This is a genomic window from Lysinibacillus macroides, from assembly GCF_001281525.1.
GTDB classification, from domain to species: Bacteria; Bacillota; Bacilli; order Bacillales_A; family Planococcaceae; genus Lysinibacillus; species Lysinibacillus macroides.
This window is the reverse complement of record NZ_LGCI01000005.1, coordinates 500686-523505: the sequence shown is the minus strand read 5'-3', so window position 1 is coordinate 523505 and position 22820 is coordinate 500686. Positions and strand designations below refer to the sequence as shown.

General features: G+C 39.2%; 16 protein-coding genes. 1 reads left to right on the top strand and 15 read right to left on the bottom strand.

Translation table 11 applies throughout. The features are described from left to right. Positions 1-24: 24 nt before the first annotated feature. On the bottom strand, positions 25-402 hold the full coding sequence (locus ADM90_RS05375; RefSeq protein ID WP_235473323.1) for a 2-oxoglutarate ferredoxin oxidoreductase subunit beta: 378 nt from the start codon (positions 400-402) through the stop codon (positions 25-27). 173 nt (positions 403-575) lie between these two features. Continuing rightward, positions 576-3992 carry a cadherin-like beta sandwich domain-containing protein gene (locus ADM90_RS24200; protein WP_161804054.1) on the bottom strand — a complete coding sequence of 1139 codons (3417 nt, stop codon included), beginning with the start codon at positions 3990-3992 and terminating at the stop codon, positions 576-578. 145 nt (positions 3993-4137) lie between these two features. Between ADM90_RS24200 and ADM90_RS23670 the strand changes: the two genes are divergently transcribed. After that, positions 4138-5176 (top strand): IS630 family transposase gene (locus ADM90_RS23670; RefSeq protein ID WP_152927960.1). Its coding sequence is split into 2 segments (ribosomal slippage): positions 4138-4635 and positions 4637-5176, totalling 1038 coding nucleotides; the frame shifts between segments, so codons are not numbered across the junction. Between the two features lie 892 nt (positions 5177-6068). On the opposite strand, the gene ADM90_RS05350 is transcribed toward ADM90_RS23670, so the two are convergent. The 13 genes from ADM90_RS05350 to rny all read right to left on the bottom strand — a co-directional run bounded on the left by ADM90_RS05350 (position 6069) and on the right by rny (position 22152). Then, the gene (locus tag ADM90_RS05350) at positions 6069-6677 is read right to left on the bottom strand and encodes a TetR/AcrR family transcriptional regulator (RefSeq protein WP_053994002.1); all 609 of its coding nucleotides are present in this window, start codon (positions 6675-6677) and stop codon (positions 6069-6071) included. Positions 6678-6844: 167 nt separating this feature from the next. After that, positions 6845-10135, bottom strand: a complete 3291-nt coding sequence (locus ADM90_RS24965; RefSeq protein WP_161804053.1) for a cadherin-like beta sandwich domain-containing protein — start codon at positions 10133-10135, stop codon at positions 6845-6847. Beyond that, positions 10098-10325: a hypothetical protein gene (locus ADM90_RS05340; protein ID WP_053994001.1), complete on the bottom strand. Its 228-nt coding sequence runs from the start codon at positions 10323-10325 to the stop codon at positions 10098-10100. The genes ADM90_RS24965 and ADM90_RS05340 overlap by 38 nt, the downstream gene beginning before the upstream one ends. A 79-nt stretch (positions 10326-10404) precedes the next feature. Beyond that, a complete protein-coding gene (locus tag ADM90_RS05335) occupies positions 10405-11715 on the bottom strand; it encodes a hypothetical protein (RefSeq protein ID WP_152927969.1) in 1311 nt (436 codons plus the stop codon). Next, the gene (locus ADM90_RS05330; RefSeq protein ID WP_053993999.1) at positions 11669-12667 is read right to left on the bottom strand and encodes a lysophospholipid acyltransferase family protein; all 999 of its coding nucleotides are present in this window, start codon (positions 12665-12667) and stop codon (positions 11669-11671) included. The genes ADM90_RS05335 and ADM90_RS05330 overlap by 47 nt, the downstream gene beginning before the upstream one ends. Positions 12668-12946: 279 nt before the next feature. Next, the gene (locus ADM90_RS05325) at positions 12947-13210 is read right to left on the bottom strand and encodes an S-layer homology domain-containing protein (RefSeq protein ID WP_053993998.1); all 264 of its coding nucleotides are present in this window, start codon (positions 13208-13210) and stop codon (positions 12947-12949) included. Positions 13211-13771: 561 nt separating this feature from the next. Further along, positions 13772-14810 (bottom strand): IS630 family transposase gene (locus tag ADM90_RS23630; RefSeq protein WP_152927960.1). Its coding sequence is split into 2 segments (ribosomal slippage): positions 13772-14311 and positions 14313-14810, totalling 1038 coding nucleotides; the frame shifts between segments, so codons are not numbered across the junction. Positions 14811-15025: 215 nt separating this feature from the next. Continuing rightward, the gene (locus tag ADM90_RS05310) at positions 15026-16033 is read right to left on the bottom strand and encodes an Rpn family recombination-promoting nuclease/putative transposase (RefSeq protein WP_053993997.1); all 1008 of its coding nucleotides are present in this window, start codon (positions 16031-16033) and stop codon (positions 15026-15028) included. A 253-nt stretch (positions 16034-16286) separates the two neighbouring features. Further along, the gene (locus ADM90_RS05305; protein ID WP_053993996.1) at positions 16287-17153 is read right to left on the bottom strand and encodes a 2-oxoacid:ferredoxin oxidoreductase subunit beta; all 867 of its coding nucleotides are present in this window, start codon (positions 17151-17153) and stop codon (positions 16287-16289) included. Next, a complete protein-coding gene (locus tag ADM90_RS05300; RefSeq protein ID WP_053993995.1) occupies positions 17153-18892 on the bottom strand; it encodes a 2-oxoacid:acceptor oxidoreductase subunit alpha in 1740 nt (579 codons plus the stop codon). Before ADM90_RS05300 ends, ADM90_RS05305 begins: the two co-directional genes overlap by 1 nt. Positions 18893-19155: 263 nt before the next feature. Beyond that, positions 19156-19422, bottom strand: coding sequence for a stage V sporulation protein S (locus ADM90_RS05295; RefSeq protein WP_004224903.1), 267 nt, complete (start codon positions 19420-19422; stop codon positions 19156-19158). Positions 19423-19589: 167 nt separating this feature from the next. Next, positions 19590-20387: a TIGR00282 family metallophosphoesterase gene (locus tag ADM90_RS05290; RefSeq protein WP_053993994.1), complete on the bottom strand. Its 798-nt coding sequence runs from the start codon at positions 20385-20387 to the stop codon at positions 19590-19592. Between the two features lie 205 nt (positions 20388-20592). After that, positions 20593-22152: a ribonuclease Y gene (rny, locus tag ADM90_RS05285; protein WP_053993993.1), complete on the bottom strand. Its 1560-nt coding sequence runs from the start codon at positions 22150-22152 to the stop codon at positions 20593-20595. Positions 22153-22820 lie beyond the last annotated feature (668 nt).

The following is a 22820-nucleotide window of genomic DNA, read 5'->3' as shown; positions in this document are numbered from 1 at the left end:
CTAGGTATACGCTATCTACCTAGATTATGTGGAAAGACCTAAAAATTGAGCATATGTATGTGGCTCATTTTCCTTTAGAATTGTTAAAAATGTAAACGCCAACTGAACTACTGACCACCATTTCATATTGTAGGACATTTCAAAGCGCGCAGGCTCTAACAGAAATACATCCTGAAAAATAGCGAGCGGCTCTATTTGCTCGTCCTTTAAAATGGATAAAAAGCCCAGAAATAATGAATGATCCTTGACCTCAATAAGCCTTTCCTCTACAAGCGCATCAATGTTTTCAGGCTGCTGAAAATTACAGCGCGTAGCTACATAGTGTTCCAAATCCTGAGCGCGCTGCCTTTCCTCACGTTCTCTTTTCTTTGCAATAAAATCAATGACGTTATTCACAGTCATCGCCTCTTTTTTTCTTTTATTGTAGCATAATGTATTATCTGATGTGATATACGAATACTCGCAGTTTACCAACCACTTATTCCTACGAAATAAAAAGAGACGCCATCGAATTCAGACGTCCCTTACTTTATGGCTCGATAAGGAAATCACTCCCTCTTCAAGCCCTTTATTGGTTATTCTTTTTCTATGATTCGATATAAAAATGCTACAAATTCTGCACGTGTGACAGGCACATTTGGATGGAATTTACCATGATCACCAAGCGCAATACCTTCACGCTCTAATACTGCAATATAGCCTGCTCCCCAATGATTGCTACTTACATCGCTAAATGAAGTTGTTCCTGCTGGCGTTAGTCCCATTACACCAACCAGTACCTTTGCTAGCTGGGCACGTGTCGTATTTTCTGTTGGTAGGAACATCCCCTCTGCGCCATCAATAATTCCAGCCTGCTGTAATGTACGTATTGCCTCATAATATGGATTCATTGGTGAAACATCTGAAAAATCATCTGTTGATCGCACCGATTCAAATGAAAAGGCTCTTGTTAATAGTGCGACAACATGCTGACGACTAATCGCTTCATTCGGACGGAAAGTGCCATCCTCATAGCCTTGAATAATATCACGTGTCACTAGTTCCTCAATCATCTCTTGTGCCCAATGGCGTTCAATATCTTCAAACCTCTCGACTGGCTTTGGTGGTTGCTGTGATTCTTGCAGTGGTTCTAGTTCTTCCACCGGCAATGCTATCCACTTGGCATAAAGTACTATATCCTCTCGCACAAGCATCTCCACAACCCATGGTGTTGTCAGCGATTCATCCTGATACCAGCCATCAAATTGGTAGCCCTCTCTTGTTGGCACTGGTAAATCACTAACTCTTGTATTATAGGTAATTTCAATTGGCTCTAGTACTGTACCATTATTTGCATACAATATAATTTTTACAGTTGATGGTGGAGAAAAATCATTATCGTTTATTGGCTGCTGTGTAGGTGTTGGGCTTGGTAGCGGCTCATTCCTAGTTGGAATTTCTTCCACTACTACTAGAGCTGTTGCTGTTTGACCACCATCCGCCGTTGTTACTACAATTTCTGTTTTTCCCGCCGATTTAGCTGTAACCATTCCGTATTCATCAACAGTGGCAATAACTGGGTTAGTACTTCTCCAACTAACACGCTGATTACTCGCATTGCTTGGATATATCGTTGCTGTCAATGCTACTGGATTACTACCTACCTGTAATTGGAACTTTTCTGGCTGTAATCGAACACTGGTCACAGGGATAGATGGTGCTTGTACAAGCAATGTGTAGACACTCTGCTCACCGCTTTGTGCGGTAACTACAATTGGAATGGTCATAGAATGTTCTGTTGTTAAAGTAACTGTATCTGCTGTAGTGGTTTTTCCATTAATCATCACACTTGCATCAACATTCGTTGGCAGTGCTGTCACTTGTAAGGTAGCAGCAGTAAGATCAGGCTGGACGGTATACATTGTTACAGATGAATTGAAGCTTGGATTTAATATACCATGTTCTACTATTAAACTTTGTAAGGTGGCATCATTTGATGGTGCTCGCATTACTATCATTGTGTAGGTCTTTTGCGTTTCTCCATCTTGGGCTGTTACAACTATCGGAACTTGAGTTGCTTGCCCTGCTATCAGTAGGATTATTTCCGATGTTTTTTGACGTCCATTAATAGTCACACTTGCTTGATTATCTAATGGGAGTGCGACAACATTTATTGCTGGAACGCTATGTTCTACCTGTAACGTATAGGTTTCTTCATTTGCCGTAAATGCTGGGCTTAACGTACCATGATCTACCGTTATGCTTTTTAAGGTCGCATCATCTGACAACGCTCGGGTTATTGCCAATGTGTAGGTTTTTTGTATCATGCCATTTTGGGCTGTTACTACAATCGGTATCGTTATGGTTTGACCTGCTACTAGCGCTATCGTTTCCGATGTTTTCTCACTGCCATTGATAGTCATACTTGCTCCATTATTTGTTGTTTCCGCTGTAATTTGAAGCGCTGCTACAGCATGCGCTACCTGTAACGTGTAGGTTTCTTCGCTTGCCATGAATGCTGGGCTTAACGTACCATGATCTACCATTATGCTTTTTAAGGTGGCTTCATCTGATAACGCCCTTGTTACTGCCAATGTGTAGGTTTTTTGCGTCATGCCATTTTGGGCTGTTACTACAATCGGTATCGTTGTGGTTTGACCTGCTACCAGTGCTATCGTTTCCGATGTTTTCCGATTGCCATTGATGGTCATACGTGCTCCATTATTTGTTGTTTCTGCTGTAATTTGAAGCGCTGCTACAGCATGCTCTACTTGTAACGTGTAAGTTTCTTCATTTGCTGCAAACATTGGATTTAATGTACCATGATTGACTGTTAAGCTTTTTAAGGTGGCTTCATTTGATGGCAATCTCTTTATCGTAAGCGTGTACGTTTTTTTACTATACCCATCCTGAGCCGTCACAACAATTGGAATCACATTATCACCAACATTTAGATTTGCCTGATAACTCAATGTGCCAATAGATGGTGGCTGCCCTTCTATGTTAATTTTCGCAAGAGGATCTGATGATGTTGCTATAATGGTTTGCATCGAAACATCATTCCCTACCTCTACCTGATAATTCAATGAAGGTGATAATGTGGCTTCTCCCACCTTTAGGCTAGCTAAGTTTGTATTAGATGGTAACGGAGTCATCTTTTGCACACGTTTATTATCCCTATCTGTCACATACAAACTCCCTGCTGTATCGCTTGCTATTTGAGTAGGATAAAGAAACTGACCATCCCCCTTCCCCTGAGCCCCCCATTGAGCTAAATACGTTCCGTTTGCCGCGTATTTTTGTATGCAATGTCTCATTTTATCCACAACATAGATATTATTATCTGCATCGGTAGCTATCCCATCTGGAAAGTTGAAACTCCCATTAAATTTCATTAAATATGTGCCATCTGCTCTATATTTTCGTAAAACGTCCAAATTCGTAGTATATATATTTCCCAATTTATCTACTGTAATATTATAGGGGGAGTACTCTATATCAAAATGCATTACATATACGCCATTCGATGTAAATTTTTGAATACGTTTATTATACGTATCTGCAATATAAAGATTGCCCGCTGTATCTATGGCAATACTGCTAGGATTATTAAATTGACCAATAGCTGTTCCATAGCCTCCCCAATCCATTATATGCGTACCATCTGCCCTAAATTTTTGTATAGTTGAGTTATTTGAGTTTGTGATATAAATATTCCCTGCAGCATCCACCGCAATTCCTTTTGGATAAGAAATTGACTGTCCACCTATTTGATTACACCATTTATTAAGAAATGAGTTATCCGATTTGAATTTCAAAATACAATTGTCACGTGCATCAATAACGTAAATATTACCGTCTTTATCTACCGCAATTCCTTCTGGCTGATTAAAACCTGTTAATACCGTTCTAAACTTCCCTGCCTCCGAAGCTTCCACAGAGGAGAAAACGACCAAAGAAAACTGCAGAACTATATATAACAGGACAAATAAACGTAGCTTTTTTCCACTCAACGCCATCACCTCCTAAAACATATATTATCAGAAAGTAATATATGTTTATATAAAATTTTTTCAAACTATATAAATTGAACTAAAGCTTCTATCTCCTTCAAAATGGGTAAAGTATACAAACTTATTGTCGAAAGGATGATCCCACATGTTACGCAATGAACAACGAGAAGAACTTCAAACGGCGATGCGACAAACAAAGGATAAGCGACTATTTGAGCGGTATCAGACTGTATTTCTACACCTTGAAGGAAAAAATAACGTTGAAATTGCGATGATCATTCAACGCAATCGAGCAACTGTTGGTGAATATATTAAAGCCTATAAAAAAGAAGGCATAACAGGTTTACGCATGGGGATTTCTACAGGTAAACCACATCGTTTGACCATCGAACAACGTGCTGAGTTGGCTGAGATTGTCACAACGAAAACGCCTGCTGATGTGGGATTTGCACCGTATACGAATTGGACGCTCGCGTTACTCGTTTCACTCGTGAAACGTGAATGGGCTGTGTCCTATTCTTTACGTGGCATGTCTAAATTATTAGAACGCATGCAATTTAGTCATACGCGCCCTACCTATACGTTGGCGAATGCGGACCCAGAAAAGCAAAAAACATTTAAAGAAGAAACATTTCCTGCTTTAAAAAAAGCTATTGTATGAGGAAATCGATCACCTTCTCTTTCAAGATGAGTCCATGATTCGTGACTACCAAGCCATTCAAAAGTCATGGTTTCCAAAAGGGAAACAGCGTCAAATCCCCACATACGGTAAGCATCAAGGCGTGAAATTAATCGGTACGTTAAATTATGAAACAGGTGAAATCTTCTGCGTCGAAGAAGAGAAATACGATGCAGAAGTCTTCCTGCGTTTCTTAGAAAAAGTCATTGCTCATTACCCAAATGGAAAAATTGTCATGATCCTCGATAACGCTCGCATTCATCATGCGAAGCTCATTCAGCCTTTTTTAAAGCTGCATCAAAATCGATTACAACTGGTGTTTTTACCACCTTACAGCCCGCAATTGAATTTAATTGAGGGGCTATGGAAATGGTTGAAAGACAGCGTCATTCATAATGTCTTTTTTTCAAGTACATCGCAAATCAAACTCGCTGTTCGTGAATTTATCCGTTGTCAAAGTGAAGATACACAAGGTATAATCGACCGACTTTGTGTTAGGTTCTAAAGTTCAATCTATATATATAAGTAATTTCAGTTATTTAGGAAATCCCTTAAATTAAAAAAATGGCCGCAACAAACCAATAATAACAAAAAATGGCATTAAAGCCTGAGCATATAGAATTATATGAACGCCAGCGTAATATAAGAAACAATCAATTATGTCTCAGGAGAATTGTGCCTATCGCTAATACTTTCGGTACAAAAGACATTTGCTGAACCAAGATAAACTTTTCCTTTGTCAAGAGCAGACTGCTTGCTCCATTGTAAATTCCGCCACCTAAGGCTGTTGAATTTCCATTAAATTCAACATTCATTAGGTTTCAATTTATGAAAGAGGGTCTATAGTATTATAGACAGCACCTCCATAGTCACCATCACTGCCTGCTGTTAATGCTTTATCTCCAATAAATTCAAGATTTATTCGCACGCCCATCCGTAATTGTGACACCATTAAGAAGTGCTGTTTCATCTAATATATTTGACGGATTAAATAAATGATAGAATACACTATAAGCATTTGTTTCACGAAAAAAATCACCACTTAATATAGTTTTGTGTGTTTCGAAATTTCGGTGTGTGAATACTGTTTCATTCCCTTTAAATCCTCCCAAAATTTCTACACTCTTTTTCATACGGAAGGCTATGCTACGTGCATCTGTTCTATCTGACCTTTTAGTTGGTTTATATATTCCTATTTGGTCGCCTACATTTTCCTTGTCTAATGCTTCCGACTATACAAAAAAGCTGGGACAAAAAGAAAAAATGTTAGACCAAGTTACAATAAGTCTGACACTTTTTTATTTAGAGAGGAATATTCAACTTAATGAAATAAAAAAATTATTATCCATTTTCGCTATTTTTCAAAATAATAGCGTTCTGTTCCAGCTTCTTTTAAGCTATTTTCTATTATTTTCTCTATCCAACATACCCTCTATTAATAAGTCTACAATATCATTGGCTATTTCTTCTGGCCCTTTTTTCTTAGGCAGTAATTGGATAAACGTTAATCGTTCAATCATACCGATTAAACACTCTGCAACCATTTGTGTATCCAGATTTTTACGAAAATAGCCTGCACTTACTTCAAAATCAAGATTTCCTTTAATTTGCTGAACAATTTGTGTCTTGATATCATTTGCCTTTGTAGACAAATAAAACCCGATGCGCGTTAAATTTGGGTTCTTGCAAAAGAATGTTAATAATTCCTTTAAATTATGGACAATACGCGCTTTAACTGTTGGTGACTCTAGCTGAGGCTGTAAACGACTTTTCTTTGCATACTCCATTAGTCGTAGGTAAAATAAATTTTCTAATTCTTCAAAAATAGCCTCTTTATTTTTAAAATATAAATAAAATGTAGGCTGACTTAATGATGCACCTTTTACAATCGAACTCACCTTTGTTTCGTGGTATCCATGCTGTGCAAATTCTTTTGCTGCTATTTCAAGTAGTAATGCCCGACTTTCTTCTCCACTTGCGCCTTTAGGTCTTCCTCTTTCTGCCATCACAGATACCTCCCTTAAAAATAAAAGCTATTAATAGGATACCATGAAAAACTTTACACAAACAATATACTGAATAGAATGGATCAAATGAAAAGCTTGGAAGAAACTAGATACTTCCAAGCACTTTTGTTGTTCATGCAGAACGGGGGGTTCTTTTGAACCAATCCCTACTGCATATACATGATACGATATAAAAATGTAACGAACTGTGCACGGGTCACAGGTTTATTTGGATAGAAATAGCCATTGTCGCCAAGTGCAATGCCTTCACGCTCTAATAAGGCAATATAGCCTGCCCCCCAATGATCGCTACTTACATCGCTAAATGAAGTTGTTCCTTCTGGCTTTAGCCCCATCATCCCAACAAGCACCTTCGCTAGCTGAGCGCGTGTCATTTTTTCGGTTGGCAGGAACAACCCCTCTTCTGTGCCATCTATCATTCCAGCCTGCTGTAATGTGCGTATTGCCCCATAATATGGATTCATTGGGGTAACATCAGAAAGATCATCTGTTGTTCGTACCGATTCAAATGAAAAAGCTCTTGTTACTAGCGCTGCCACATGCTGCCGACTGATCGACTCATTTGGACGGAAGGTGCCATCCTCATAGCCTTGAATAATCCCCTGCGTTGCTAATGCCTCAATCATTTCCTGTGCCCAGTGCTTGTCAATATCTCGGAAAGTTACAATTGATGGCTTAGGCTGTGATTCTTTTGGAGGTTCCGATTCCTTCGCTGGTAATGCTGTCCATTTTGCATAGAGTGTCAGGTTTTCCCTTATAGCTGTTTCCTTAGTCCACTCAATAGTCAATGCTTCATCCCAATACCAGCCATCAAATTGGTAGCCCTCTCTTGTAGGCACTGGTAAATTACTTACTTTCATATTGTAAGCCACCTCAATCGACTCCAGCGCTGTACCTCCATTTGTATAAAATGTAATTGTCATAGAGGTTGGTGGAGAGGGATTATTGCCGCTTGTTGGCTCTTCCATCGGTGCTGGACTTGGTGTTGATTCATTCCCAACTACTACCTGCCCCACGGTGATAAAAGCTGTGGCTGTTTGCCCCCCATCTACTGTTGTGACGTCAATTTCTGCTTGACCTGCCGATTTTGGTGTGATTCTGCCATGTTCATCGACAGTGGCCACACTTGGGTTATTGCTTCGCCAGCTCACACGCTGATTACTCGCATTTATTGGATAGACTGTTGCTGTCAATGCAACTGGGTTCCCCCCTACTTGTAGCCGTAATTGTGTCGGCTGAATCATCACACTTGCAACAGGGATAATCGTTTCTTGCACAAGCAATGTGTAGACACTTCGTTCCCCATTTTGAGCTGTCACAACGATGGGAATGGTCATCGGTTGGCTCATTGTTAACGTAATCGTATCTGCTGTCGTAGTATACCCGTTTATCATCACGCTTGCATCCATGTTCGTTGGCAGCGCTGTCACTTGTATTGTAGAAGCAGCAATAGCTGGCTGCACGGTATAGATCGTGGTTGTTGGCTGGAAGCTTGGACTTAGGATGCCATTATCTACAAGCAAGCTTTGCAGGGTCGCATCGCTTGATGGTGCACGTGCTATAATCACTGTATAGGTCTTTTGGTTTATACCGTCTTGGGCTGTGACGACAAGTGGAATCGACACGGCTTGCCCTGCCACTAGTGTCACTGTTTCCACTGTTGTATGTTTTCCATTTATAGTGAGACTTGCTTGGTTATCTGTTGTAATAGCGGCAACATCCACTGTCGTCACATGATGCTCTACCTGCACCGTGTAATTTTCTTCCTGTGCCGTGAATGTCGGGCTTACCATACCATTACTGACCGTTAAACTTTGCAACGTGGCATCGCTTGATGGCGCACGTGTGACTGTTAATGTATACGTTTTTGTTGTTTTCCCGTCCTGAGCGGTCACAACAATCGGGATGATCTTTGTTTGCCCTACTGCTAGCGAGATGGTTTCCAACATTATTTGCTTGCCATTTATGGTGAAGTTCGCTTGACTATCCATTGTAATAGCCGCAACATCTACTGTCGTGACGCTAGTGTCTACTTGCACCGTGTAATTTTCTTCACTCGGTGTAAACAACGGGCTTACTGTCCCACTACTCGTCGTTAAACTTTTTAAGGTCGCATCACTTGATGGTGCTCTTGTTACTGTTAGTGTATAAGTCTTTTTCGTGTTGCCATCCTGAGCTGTGACGACAATTGGAATAGTCTTTGTTTGCCCCGCTACTAACGATACCGTTTCCGTTGTTTTCTTACTCCCATTAATCGTCGTACTTGCGCCATTATTTGTGGTCGAAGCTGTAATTTGGAGGGCGGATACCGTGTGTGCTACCTGCACGGTATAAGTCTCTCGATTCGCTGAGAAAGCTGGGCTTAATGTACCGTGGTCTAGCGTTAAGCTTTTTAAGGTCGCGTCTGTCGATGGTGCTCGCTTTACAGTTAGCATATAGGTTTTTTTGCTATGACCATCTTGAGCCGTAACAATAATAGGAATACTATTATTCCCCACATCTAGATCGACTTGCTCGCTCAATGTGCCCGTAGCTGGCGTCTTTCCTTCTACATTGATTTTTGCAAGCGCATCCTCAGCTTTTGCCGTAATGGTCAATGTGGATACATTATGAGCTACATTGATTGAATAGTTATCTCTTGTGGATGAAAAGGCTGGATTTAGAGTGCCTGTATTCACAGTTAGGCTGCTTAAAGTTGCTGTAGATGGTAAGGGCGTCATTTTTTGCACACGCTTGTTCCGTGTATCGGTTACATATATATTCCCTGCCGAATCCATTGCGAGATCAGTTGGATAGTTAAATTGACCATTGCCCGTACCAAATCCACCCCATTCCGTTAAATATTCACCATTTGATGTGAATTTTTTAATGCTATGATTACCAGCATCCGCCACATAAACATTGCCCTCTGCATCAATAACAATGCCAGCTACTTCCTTAAAATCCCCAGTCCACTGGGTCAAAAATGTGCCATCTGCTTTATATTTTTGCACCCATTGATTATCACTATAATAATCACGATTCGTCGCATACACATTGCCATCTTTATCTATTGCAACATAAAGAGGTTCCGAAAGCCCACCGAATTGCGTTATATATGTACCATCTGATGTAAATTTTTGGACGCGATTATTTCTAGCATCCGCCACATAAACATGCCCTGCTGAATCGATTGTAATTCCCCAAGAGTAGTCAAATTGACCATTGCCCTTCCCATACTTTCCCCAGCTCTTTATCCAAGTATCATCTGATGCGAATTTTTGAATGCGATGATTGTCATAATCTGTAATATACATATTCCCTGCCGCATCTACGGCAATACAGGCAGGTCTATGAAATGGGTCAATATTCCAATTTGGATCAGCATTATACCAATCTTTTAGATAATTACCATCTGAATCAAATTTCCAAACTGTGTGTGTGGTGATCAACGACATAAATATTGCCATCTTTATCTATATCCATCCCCATGATGCCCCCAAAACTAGGTCCAAAAAAACCTGTCTGTAGTCGAATCGGGTTAAATTGACCTGCCTCTGAAGCCTCTACAGTTGGTGAAACGATAAGAGAAAACTGGATAACGACATACAGCATCATGAAAAAGCTAAGCTTCTTTAAGCTTATCATGATAATTCCACCTCCTTAGTTAATATTATTAAAAAGTAATATATAGTTATACAATTTTCCCCACACAATATTTACAATTTCAGTTACTTAGGTGAATTCTATACCGTAGTAGGATGGCTGCCACGAAGCCACTTATAATGAAAAACGCAATCGCAGCCAGAACGTATGGAATCATATCAACTCCAGCAAAATGGGTAGCAATTGAAAGAAACAGTAGGACCACAGATGAAAGAACAACTGAGTAACTAGATTGATTATTATAGAGGGACAGCACCCACTGTTTGTTTTCTGTCACAGCAAGATGGGTCACGAGTAATCGAGTAAATAAATAGAACAATCCATAGAAATATCCAATGACGATTCCCCAGCCCACCAAAAAGACATAGGCATCAACCGGACGAAGCCATAGACAAAATATTTGGACAATCAATACAGAAGAAAGTATGACAAGTTTATGAGCATATAGCAAGACTCCCCGATATTCCATACTTTGTTTTATTTGGATTGTTCTTTTATTGATAATGACTGAAATGATTGCGGTCAAATTCATAATGGTCAATAATAAACCACCTTGTACAATCGGGTGTTTCAGATGATAAAAATCCGTGACAATAAATATCGCATTGCTTGAAAATAGTAGTGAGCCCGTTGCAGTGCTGATGACATAAATAAGAAACAACCAGTCCTGATACTCCAGTTTGTGTCGTCTTTGATCTAACGGAACTCCTACAGTAGGAACCACAATAGACTGCTTATGCTGAAGCTGTTTCCACACTTCAAACGTAATAAAGCCCGTCAATATCAGCATTAACAGGATATTCGGCCAGCCTATGTCAGCAAAAAAGGAAAAATATACTGGTGCAGCTATCATACCAAGCAGTTGCATCAAGGTAACACTGTTCGCATGCGCTTTAATTCCTGCTTCCGATGTAGACTGAACATAATGTTGATCCAGCCCGTTAACAAGCCATTGCGAAATCGCACGTGCCCAAATAAACGAACATATAAACCATGTAACATTGCCTGTCTCAAGTACAAGAATAAGCGCAAGAAGCAAGGTGACAAACCCTCCGATTGTGAAAATAGTTCGTCTTACTCCTAGCAAGTCACTGACGAAAAGTTGATGTTTATGAGAAATCTGCACAGCCCCGATACTTCCCAACGAGCCTGCCACAAGACAAATGGAAAGCCACAGTTCTTTGGAATCAGGATATGTCACTGAAAAGAAGGCTTGTGGGATTACGTTTTGCAGCCCCGTTCCAATAAAGGAAATAAAAAAATAGAGTAAACTGCGTCGATAATAGGAAGCTATCGTTCCCACCTCTTTCTTATCAATCGAAATTTCAGCTTCTATTTGCCTGTATGTTATTGTCAAGATTCTTGTTTCCATACATCCAATGTGCAAACTGATTTAACCATTGTGCTACCTCATTTGCTGGATAATTCAACTTTCTTTGCTCCATTCCAGCAATCAGCGCCTTGCTTTCAGGCCCCACATCACTGTAGGTAGCAAGTGTATGCAGAAGAACCGCATAGGGTTCTAAAGCTCCTGTTTTATCCATCCAGTTCTTTACTTTTTCTGTAAAATCTTTGTCAGGGGCATAAGGAACTTCCTTGTCATTGGGAATACCCAATTGCTGGATACTTTGCAAAATAATATTTTTTTGTTCTTCTATGGAAAGTAACCGCAATTTATCGGGCAAAATAGGTGTACCGATGTAATAATCTTGGCATCCGAAGCCGACAGGGAAATCAATGCGCTCTAATAAGGGCTCTACTGGCAACCCTCCCGTAAAACGGACTGGAACAATTGGCACATTAGCTTCCATGGCTATCTGAATCACATTCCTATTCATTTGTGTTGATGCTTCGCGACAGCTTATCGCTCTCGTACCCTCAACATGAATCAACAGGGAAGTCTGTTCCTGCTGTAAAATAGTTGACATCTGTTTTAAAATTTTAAAAAATGTCCGAGGCTTCCTTCTGTCAAACAAAATCATGCTACGATGGGGATGATAGCCTGGATATAACGAGCTATGCGAAATCAATTGACCTAACCAGCTTTGTTGATGTTCCATCTTCGCTAATGAGCAAATCGGCGTTTGGGTCAGACCCCCTACAATCATAGAAAACAACATCGACTCAATAGCTGTCTGATGATTCGCTACATAAATAACAGGTTTTCCCTGAATAGTCGCAAAACCATCTGTATCAGCAGCAACAAGTCGATGTACAAATTTAGAATATAGACTCGTATAGATATCTTCTATCAACCAATTTGAGGTAGAATGCGTTGATCTCCAAAAAGTATGAATACTTGAAAAATCAATATCAATCTCCATTGAACCACTTCCTTCACTTATTATGCCTCATCTGACAATAACTTTTTTACAAATATTAGTTATATAGAATTCATGTACAAGAATAACTAGACAGTAAACAAATAAATACCTTAGTTGTAATTCCCTCCTTCTTCTTTAATTCCGTGCCCCATCAGAAATAGTATCATTATCTATTTCTGATTTTATATTACTATAAAATAATATAAAACAATATAAAAATTTTTTGCTATGATCATAATGATGTGAAGCTGTCAGATAGCCTCACTATTTATTGCTGCATTACTCAGTATAAAACGCTACCAATTGGGTTCTTGTCATAGATGCTTCAGGGTGGAATTTTCTATTATCCCCCAATGTAATCCCTGCTCGCTCTAGTGCTACAATATAGCTTGCACTCCAATGATAGCTAGCTACATCCTTAGCAGAACTTGTACCTTCAGTTATGAGCCAATTTGCTGAAATTTTCGCTAATTGTGCGCGTGTGATATTATCTGCTGGATGAAAGACTCTATCAGAGAAAGCTGTTACAGAGCGGATTGCCACAATATTTTCTATCTTTATAATATATTATTTGTTAGTAATATTTAATTATAAAAATGAAAAAACTTATCTTTTTTTAAAATACCCACAAAGCTGAAGCGAACATTTGCAAGCAGAGGCAATACTCGCGAATATAAAAATAGATATCAACACTAGAATCATTTAAACCCTTGTCAATTATCTGCCATGTTGTGCGGCATCTTATGAAATTTTAATGCTAGTGTTATCTATGAAAATTGTTGTGACCTGTATTTCTACAGGATTTATTGCTATATAGCTACCTATTTATCGTCTTCATGATAGGCAATAGCGGAGAAAAAAATGAAAAGACAAACAAAAAGGAGTAACAGCTACACTCACCTGTTACTCTTTGGTTTACTTTGCATATGATAATATGTATTTTTATGGAATATCTGTAGTGCTTGTATCGTCTCATCTTTGCTTGTGTACTCAAAAATACGAATGTCCTATTGCTCAAATATTATAATAACCCATATATGAAAAGGCTCCATGTCTAATAACAATAATATTCTATCCAAAATTGTTATATATATAGATTGAACTTTAGAACCTAACACAAAGTCGGTCGATTATACCTTGTGTATCTTCACTTTGACAACGGATAAATTCACGAACAGCGAGTTTGATTTGCGATGTACTTGAAAAAAAGACATTATGAATGACGCTGTCTTTCAACCATTTCCATAGCCCCTCAATTAAATTCAATTGCGGGCTGTAAGGTGGTAAAAACACCAGTTGTAATCGATTTTGATGCAGCTTTAAAAAAGGCTGAATGAGCTTCGCATGATGAATGCGAGCGTTATCGAGGATCATGACAATTTTTCCATTTGGGTAATGAGCAATGACTTTTTCTAAGAAACGCAGGAAGACTTCTGCATCGTATTTCTCTTCTTCGACGCAGAAGATTTCACCTGTTTCATAATTTAACGTACCGATTAATTTCACGCCTTGATGCTTACCGTATGTGGGGATTTGACGCTGTTTCCCTTTTGGAAACCATGACTTTTGAATGGCTTGGTAGTCACGAATCATGGACTCATCTTGAAAGAGAAGGTGATCGATTTCCTCATACAATAGCTTTTTTTAAAGCAGGAAATGTTTCTTCTTTAAATGTTTTTTGCTTTTCTGGGTCCGCATTCGCCAACGTATAGGTAGGGCGCGTATGACTAAATTGCATGCGTTCTAATAATTTAGACATGCCACGTAAAGAATAGGACACAGCCCATTCACGTTTCACGAGTGAAACGAGTAACGCGAGCGTCCAATTCGTATACGGTGCAAATCCCACATCAGCAGGCGTTTTCGTTGTGACAATCTCAGCCAACTCAGCACGTTGTTCGATGGTCAAACGATGTGGTTTACCTGTAGAAATCCCCATGCGTAAACCTGTTATGCCTTCTTTTTTATAGGCTTTAATATATTCACCAACAGTTGCTCGATTGCGTTGAATGATCATCGCAATTTCAACGTTATTTTTTCCTTCAAGGTGTAGAAATACAGTCTGATACCGCTCAAATAGTCGCTTATCCTTTGTTTGTCGCATCGCCGTTTGAAGTTCTTCTCGTTGTTCATTGCGTAACATGTGGGATCATCCTTTCGACAATAAGTTTGTATACTTTACCCATTTTGAAGGAGATAGAAGCTTTAGTTCAATTTATATAGCAATTTTCGATTCTGGTTTTACACTATTCTTCTAAAAAGAAAAGAAAGGCTTTTCGCTTTTTACAAATTGTTCAAAAACATGCAATGGCGTTGTTATACTAAAAACAAGACGAGGTAACTACAACCTCGTCTTGTTTATTGAAATAAATAGCCCTTTACTTCATCCAAATCACTAATTGTAAAAATATTGGATACAATTTGATTGAGGGCTTCGATATTTGCTTGGCTAATTCTATGCTTTAGCTCCTCAGGTAGCTCACCGAATTTTTGTGTTAGTTGAATAATTGTCATTCTCGATAAAGCTTGCATTTCGCCTTCTTGTCTACCTTCTTGTCTGCCTTCCTCACGACCCTCATTTCTTAAAATCTCCGCCAATGTCATTGCTAGGTCACTTCCCTTCAATTCATGGTTTTCAAGACGTTTGATGATTTTGCTCATATCTTCTTTTGTTAAATCGTTTCCGCCTTCATAAATATAGCGTAACATCGTTTCCACATAACCAACTGCCGATTGTTTGTCTTCTAGCTCCTCTAAATAACGAAAGGCGCGAAATACAGATAAAAGAACTGCTTCCCCGCTTTTAATTTTTATATCGCGGAATAAGGTCAATAAAATACGTGTTTGGACTTCTCCTCGTATTTCTTCATCTGTATAGTTAGATAAATCGTAAAATAAATAGTTAAAATTTGGTACATAAGCCTTTACTGCCTCTGGCAATTCCTCATAGCCATCAAGTAGTTCCCCCAAACTGGTTGGTGAATTCCATTGCCTTTCATCATGATAAATCACCAATGGCAGGACAATTGGGAGCTTCTTTGCACGTTCTTTTACGCGCTTGGCTTCCCAAATATCCAACATATACCGCAAGAGCTGCAAGGTTGTACCCTTATCTGGATAACCCTTATGTTCAAACAATAAATATAAATAGCCTTCTCGCTGACAAATATTTACCTTAAATAATAAATCTGAGAAGCTTTCCTCTAATTCAGGTGTTAAAAAGCTATCCTTCTGTGGTTCTAGTGTGCTTAAATCTAATACTTGCAATACTTCCTGTGGGCAATAATTCAACAAAAAATCCCTCGCTACAGCGACATTTCCAAAGGATTCCTTAAAAAACTTATCATGTGGATTTCGCAATTTCACGTATGGTATCACCTCACTTATGAACAGTTGTTATTACCCTTATTATACAATTTTGTTTACTCAGGTGCGAATGATACCTTATGACATAAAAACGCTACAAATTGAACTTCTGTTACTAACTTCATTTGGGTGGAAATTGCCAACCTCAGCAAGCGCAATGCTCACCTATAAAAGCAATGATTTATTCTTGTTCAATTCACGAATACAAAAAAGCATTTGAGATACAATCATCCCAAATGCTTTTCCTCTTGTTTTACATAAATTCTTGTACAAGCTTATTAAAATCATGCTCACTCATTTTAATATCAATATCTGTTAATGGTAGCTCAGAATAGCCAGGTACTTTTTCTTGATACGATGTTGTTTCAGTATCATGATAAATAATACCTGTTACTAAGCCCTCGTGCTCCATCACCGTACGCATCGCCATACCACGATCTGAGTGGTCATAACCTTCAACATCCGCTAATTTTGTTAGGTTTTCTTTAAACCAATCATATGTGTTCACTTTGTTATACGTTACACAGGGTGAAAAGACATTGATAAACGAGAAGCCTTTATGGTTAATACCAGCTTCAATTAGTGCTGTTAATTCTTTAATGTCTGTAGAGAAGCCCTGTGCCACAAATGTCGCACCACTTGTTAATGCTACCTCTAATGGTTTCAATGATGGCTCAATCGCACCACCTGGTGTAGATTTGGTAATAAATCCAGCAGCAGAGCGTGGCGAAGTTTGACCTTTTGTTAAGCCATAAATTTGGTTGTCCATCACAACATACGTAATATCAATATTACGGCGGATGGCATGAATTGTATGCCCCATACCAATAGCAAAGCCGTCGCCATCACCACCAGAAGCGATGACATGTAAATCACGATTAGCCATTTTTAAACCCTGTGCAATTGGCAATGCACGACCATGAATCCCGTGGAAACCGTAGGAATTGATATAGCCTGAAATTCGACCTGAGCAGCCAATCCCTGAAATAACAGCAAGTTCATTTGGCTCAATGCCGACATTTGCAGCAGCACGTTGAATAGCTGCTTGTACGGAGAAGTCTCCACAGCCTGGGCACCAGTTTGGTTTCACTGTATTACGAAAATCCTTAAATGTTGCCATTAGCGAGTCAACTCCTTCACACGATTTTCTAATTCACCTGGCAAGAATGGTGTACCATTATATTTAGTGATTGTTGCGATCTTATCGTGACCCCCAACATTCATCTTCATAATATTAGCTAATTGGCCAGTATAGTTATTTTCTACAACAATGACTTTTTTCGCCTGTGCTATCAGAGGCGCCATTTCCGCAGATGGGAATGGGTGAATTAAGCGAATATGGGCATGATTAACCTTTATACCCTGTGCAATTAATCGTTCCCGCACCTCTTCAATCGCTCCACGCGTTGAGTTAAAGCCGACTAATAAAATATCAGCGTCATCATATGGTGTATTTGTATAGACAGGCTGCTCAAATTTTAAATGAGCTAGCTTACGGAAACGTTTGTCCATTTGTACTTGACGGTTGCCTGTTGCTTCAGATGGCTTCCCTGTTTCATCATGCTCCACACCTGTCACATGGTGAATGCCATGTAATGTACCAGGAAGCACACGAGGAGAAACCCCATCCTCTGTATCTTTATAACGCTTGAAATAAGCTTTATCTGCCGCTTCTTCCAGCTCATCTGTCACAATTTTACCACGGCGAATGTCAATTTTGCTGTAATCAAATGGCTCTACAGATTGTTTACCTAATGATAATTGTAAATCCGTCATTAAGATAACAGGTAATTGTAGCTCCTCTGCAATATTAAACGCTTGAATCGTATCAAAGAATGCTTCCTCCATTGTAGAAGGTGCAATGACCACTTTTGGAATTTCTCCATGTGTGCCATACAGCATTGCCATTAAATCCGATTGCTCTTGCTTTGTTGGTAAGCCCGTTGAAGGACCTCCACGCTGTGTATCAACAATCACTAATGGCTGCTCTGTCATCCCTGAAAGACCAATCGCCTCCATCATCAATGATAGACCAGGACCTGCAGAAGCGGTAAAGGAACGAACACCACCGAAGTTAGCGCCAATCGCCATTGTTGCTGCGGCAATCTCATCTTCTGTTTGAATGACTGCACCACCGAATTTTGGTAATTTTTTAATTAAGTATTCCATAATTTCAGAGGCTGGCGTAATTGGATATGCTGCCATAAAGCGTGTACCAGCAGCTAATGCGCCAAGTGCCACGGCATCATTGCCAATCATAAACATACGACGTTTGCCATCTGCTGGGGCAAGCGCCCATTCTCCAACACGATCCCCTAAAAGCTCATTCATAATCTGATGGCCGTGTGCAATCGCCTCCATATTTTTTTGAACAACCTCTTCACCTTTTCTGCCAAAAATATCATCGACTACATTTTGGAACACTGCATCCTCTAAATTAAGCAATGAAGCTGTTGCTCCGATAGCCACCATGTTTTTCATTAACGATGTACCAAGCTCCGCTGCTATTTCTGTAAATGGCACAGCAAATAATGGCGCCTGTGAATCTTCTGGCTTCACAGGGTCAAATTTTGCATCGGCTAAAATAATACCTGTGTTTGTTAGCTCTTGATAATTGACATCGATTGTTTCTTGATCAAACGCCACTAAAATATCTAAATCATCCGCAATTGCACGTACTTCTGTTGGACGAACTGTAATCTTATTATTCGTATGGCCACCTTTAATTCGAGAAGAGAAGTGACGATAACCATATAGGAAATAACCTAAACGATTCATTGCCATTGAGAAAATTTCGCCTGTACTCTCAATCCCTTCACCCTGTTGCCCACCGACTTTCCATGAAAGCTGATGTAACATGTCAACAACTCCTTAAATCCAATGTATACTATTATTTTTCCTTCATAAGTTTAACACGAAGAAACCCTTCTGCACTATTGTTTCTCAACGATTTAGGCGAAAATCAGACCTTTGACTGAACATCCTGTTCAAAAAGTTGTAATTTTCAAATCTAAGCAAAATCAAGTTCCTATTTCAAGTGACATCTATCATATGTAAACAGGAAGACGAAAAAATGCCTCGCCACATTATTATGTGACAAGGCATTTTACTTCATTACTTTTTTATCGAATACGTTTTTCCACTAGCAACTTCAAGGCTGTACGTTCTTCACCAGCAATTAAAATATCGGCAAACGCTGGCGCGCAAATTAAATCTGTGCCACTTGGCGCTACAAATCCGCGTGCAATGGCCACTGCTTTCACGGCTTGGTTAAGTGCACCTGCCCCAACTGCTTGCATTTCTGCTTGCCCTTTTTCTCTGATTACCGCGACTAATGCACCTGCAACTGAATTTGGATTAGAGCGTGATGATACTTTTAATGAATCCACAATTATTCCTCCCCGTTTCGCGAATAGTGTTTACGCTCAACAACTTATGTCCCCCTTTTTGGACCTCAAGTTATTGTCCGTAGCACATTTTATGCTCCGCAAGAAGGAAATAGACTAGTTTGACAAAGAAACCTACCACACCCGTTCACAAACATATTTCGACTTCTCTACCCTTGAAATGGGTAATCTTCATTAATGTAAATGCGTTCACAATAAGTAGCTTTTCCTGTTTTATCATTGATCTCTACAAAGAAGCCACTTAATACCTCGCGTCCTTTTTTCGGCACTTCAAAGCGAGCTGGCATATTTGTTTGGAATTTATAAATCACACTATCCTTTATCATGCCTAAAATTTCATCATATGGGCCTGTCATACCGACATCTGTAATATACGCTGTACCATTTGGGTAAATTCTTGCATCGGCTGTCTGTACATGTGTATGCGTACCAACAACGGCTGAAGCCTTACCATCTAAATGCCAACCAAGCGCAATCTTTTCACTTGTCGCTTCTGCATGAAAATCCACGAAGACAAGTGGCGATATTTGATGAGCCTCTTCAATTAATTGATCTGCCATCGCAAATGGATCTTCATGCGGAGGCAAAAAGACACGACCATGTAAATTAATCACCGATAATGTCACACCGTTTTTAGAAATTTGCACCATGCCTTTCCCTGGAGCCTCACTAGAAAAGTTGGCAGGACGTATTAAATAATCTGCGTCATCAATAAAATCAAAAATCTCTTTATTATCCCATGTATGATTGCCCATTGTAATGACATCTACACCCATTTGTAAAAGGCTGTTGTAAATATTATGAGTAATGCCACGTCCTGCTGCTGCATTTTCACCATTTGCAATGACCACATCAGCATTGTATTTCTTTTTTAAGCGAGGTAAATATTTTTCTACTGCATCTCGACCAATCGAACCAACAATATCACCAATAAATAAAACCTTCATTTTTTCAACCACTCTTTCTTTCCATTACGCCTTTTCTTCGATTATAAGGCTATGTTCATAACGCTCCTAGAATAACATTCCTAATTGTAACGCTAGGAGGATAATTAAGCAAAAATATAATAATCCTGTTGTCAATAAAGCTTTCTACTCCAGTAAAAAAGAGGCTCTCCAGATATTTATCTAAAGAAACCTCTAACTTTCAATATTATTTCGCGTACTCCACAGCACGTGTTTCGCGAATGACTGTTACTTTAATGTGACCTGGATAGTCTAGTTCTTCCTCAATACGTTTGCGGATATCACGTGCAAGACGATGGGAAGCTAAGTCATCAATTTTTTCAGGTTGTACAATGATGCGGATTTCACGTCCAGCTTGAATCGCATAAGATTTTTCTACGCCATCATAGCTTTCTGAAATTTCCTCTAGTTTTTCAAGTCTGCGGATATAGTTTTCAAGTGTTTCACTTCGCGCACCTGGACGAGCCGCTGACAAAGCATCCGCTGCAGCCACTAATACTGCGATCACAGAAGTTGCCTCTGTATCACCATGATGCGAAGCAATACTATTAATAACGACAGGATGTTCCTTATATTTTGTTGCTAATTCCACGCCAATTTCAACGTGACTACCTTCCACTTCATGGTCAATTGCTTTACCAATATCATGTAATAAGCCTGCACGGCGAGCTAGTGCTACATCTTCACCAAGTTCAGCAGCAAGTAAACCGGCTAAATAGGCGACTTCAATTGAATGTTTTAGGACGTTTTGTCCATAGCTTGTACGATATTTCATACGACCTAAAATTTTCATTAAATCAGGATGTAAATTATGAATACCAATTTCAAATGTTGTTTGCTCACCTGTTTCACGGATTTGTTCATCCACTTCACGACGAGCTTTTTCAACCATTTCCTCTATGCGAGCAGGGTGAATACGGCCGTCCTGGACAAGTTTTTCAAGTGCAAGTCGAGCTGTTTCACGACGAATTGGATCAAAGCCTGATAATATAACCGCTTCTGGCGTATCATCAATAATTAAATCAATTCCTGTTAATGTTTCCAATGTACGGATATTACGGCCTTCGCGACCAATAATACGTCCCTTCATTTCATCATTTGGCAAATTCACAACAGATACAGTTGTTTCTGCTACGTGATCTGCAGCAAAGCGTTGTAGTGCTAATGATAAAATTTCACGTGCTTTTTTATCGGAATCTTCTTTCGCACGTGTTTCAGCTTCCTTCGTCATCACAGCAATATCTGTTGCTAGCTCTTTTTCTACTTCATTTAAGATAATTGTTTTTGCTTCATCTCTTGTTAAAGCAGAAATACGTTCTAGCTCTGTTTTTTGTGATGCAACGAGCTCGTCCACTTTGCTCTCCATCTGTTCAATATGCTGTTGTCTTTCAGCTAGAGCATGTTCTTTACGCTCTAAGCCTGCTTCTCTCTTATTTAGAGTATCATCCTTGCGGTCAAGATTCTCTTCTCTTTGCAATAAACGGTTCTCTTGTTTTTGAAGTTCTAAACGACGTTCACGAATGTCATTTTCTGCTTCAGTACGAAATTTGTGAGTTTCATCTTTGGCTTCAAGTAGTGCTTCTTTTTTCATTGCCTCCGCTTGTCGTTTTCCTTCTTCAACAATTGTTTCAGCAACATGTTTAGCACCAGTGATTTTTGAGTCATTCACTTTTTTCATGTAGATATAGCTAACAGCGGCACCAACGATGAGTCCAAGCAAAGCGGAGATGATAGTAATTCCATCCATATGAACACCTCCTCTTGCTATTTGGGTAATACAGTTTCAGTCGGCGCATACATCAATGTTATCCTTAGTGAAAAAACATGGGATTTTTGTTACACTTACCTAAAATCCACTCTATTCACAAAGGCTGTATCTTCATCCAGTAGATATTTAGTTATCCACTGGAAAGGAATCACAACGTTAGACCCTTCACTAGGAAGCTTTGAAAGTTGTAATTTCTCTTTATTAAAATAGTTATTTAATGAAGATATAATCAAATGTACTGCCTATTTAAAGTCATAATTCAGAAATTATACATATTTTATTGTATAGCTAGCCTCAAGCTCTGTCAAGGATAGACGGGCGTCTGTGCGCCTTCATCAAGAAAAAAGTAAGTCCTATCCATTCACTGAATATTTTTCCTAATACTTTTACACTAGAAAATATTTTATGCATTCTAGTATTTATTTAAAACCAGTACATAAGAAATATTTTCAAGAGATATAGCAGCTATTTCATGGCTTTTTTACCAAGCCCTATTTTAGGCAACAGTATTTATGGAGTCATTGTAGCGTTGCCTCTACTTTATTCTACACAAAAATTCAATAATATAGACAACAGAGCAGGATTATGGATCTGAATTCCATTTCTTGCACACCGCTAGAAGCGCTGATAACTAAAAAATGCATTGC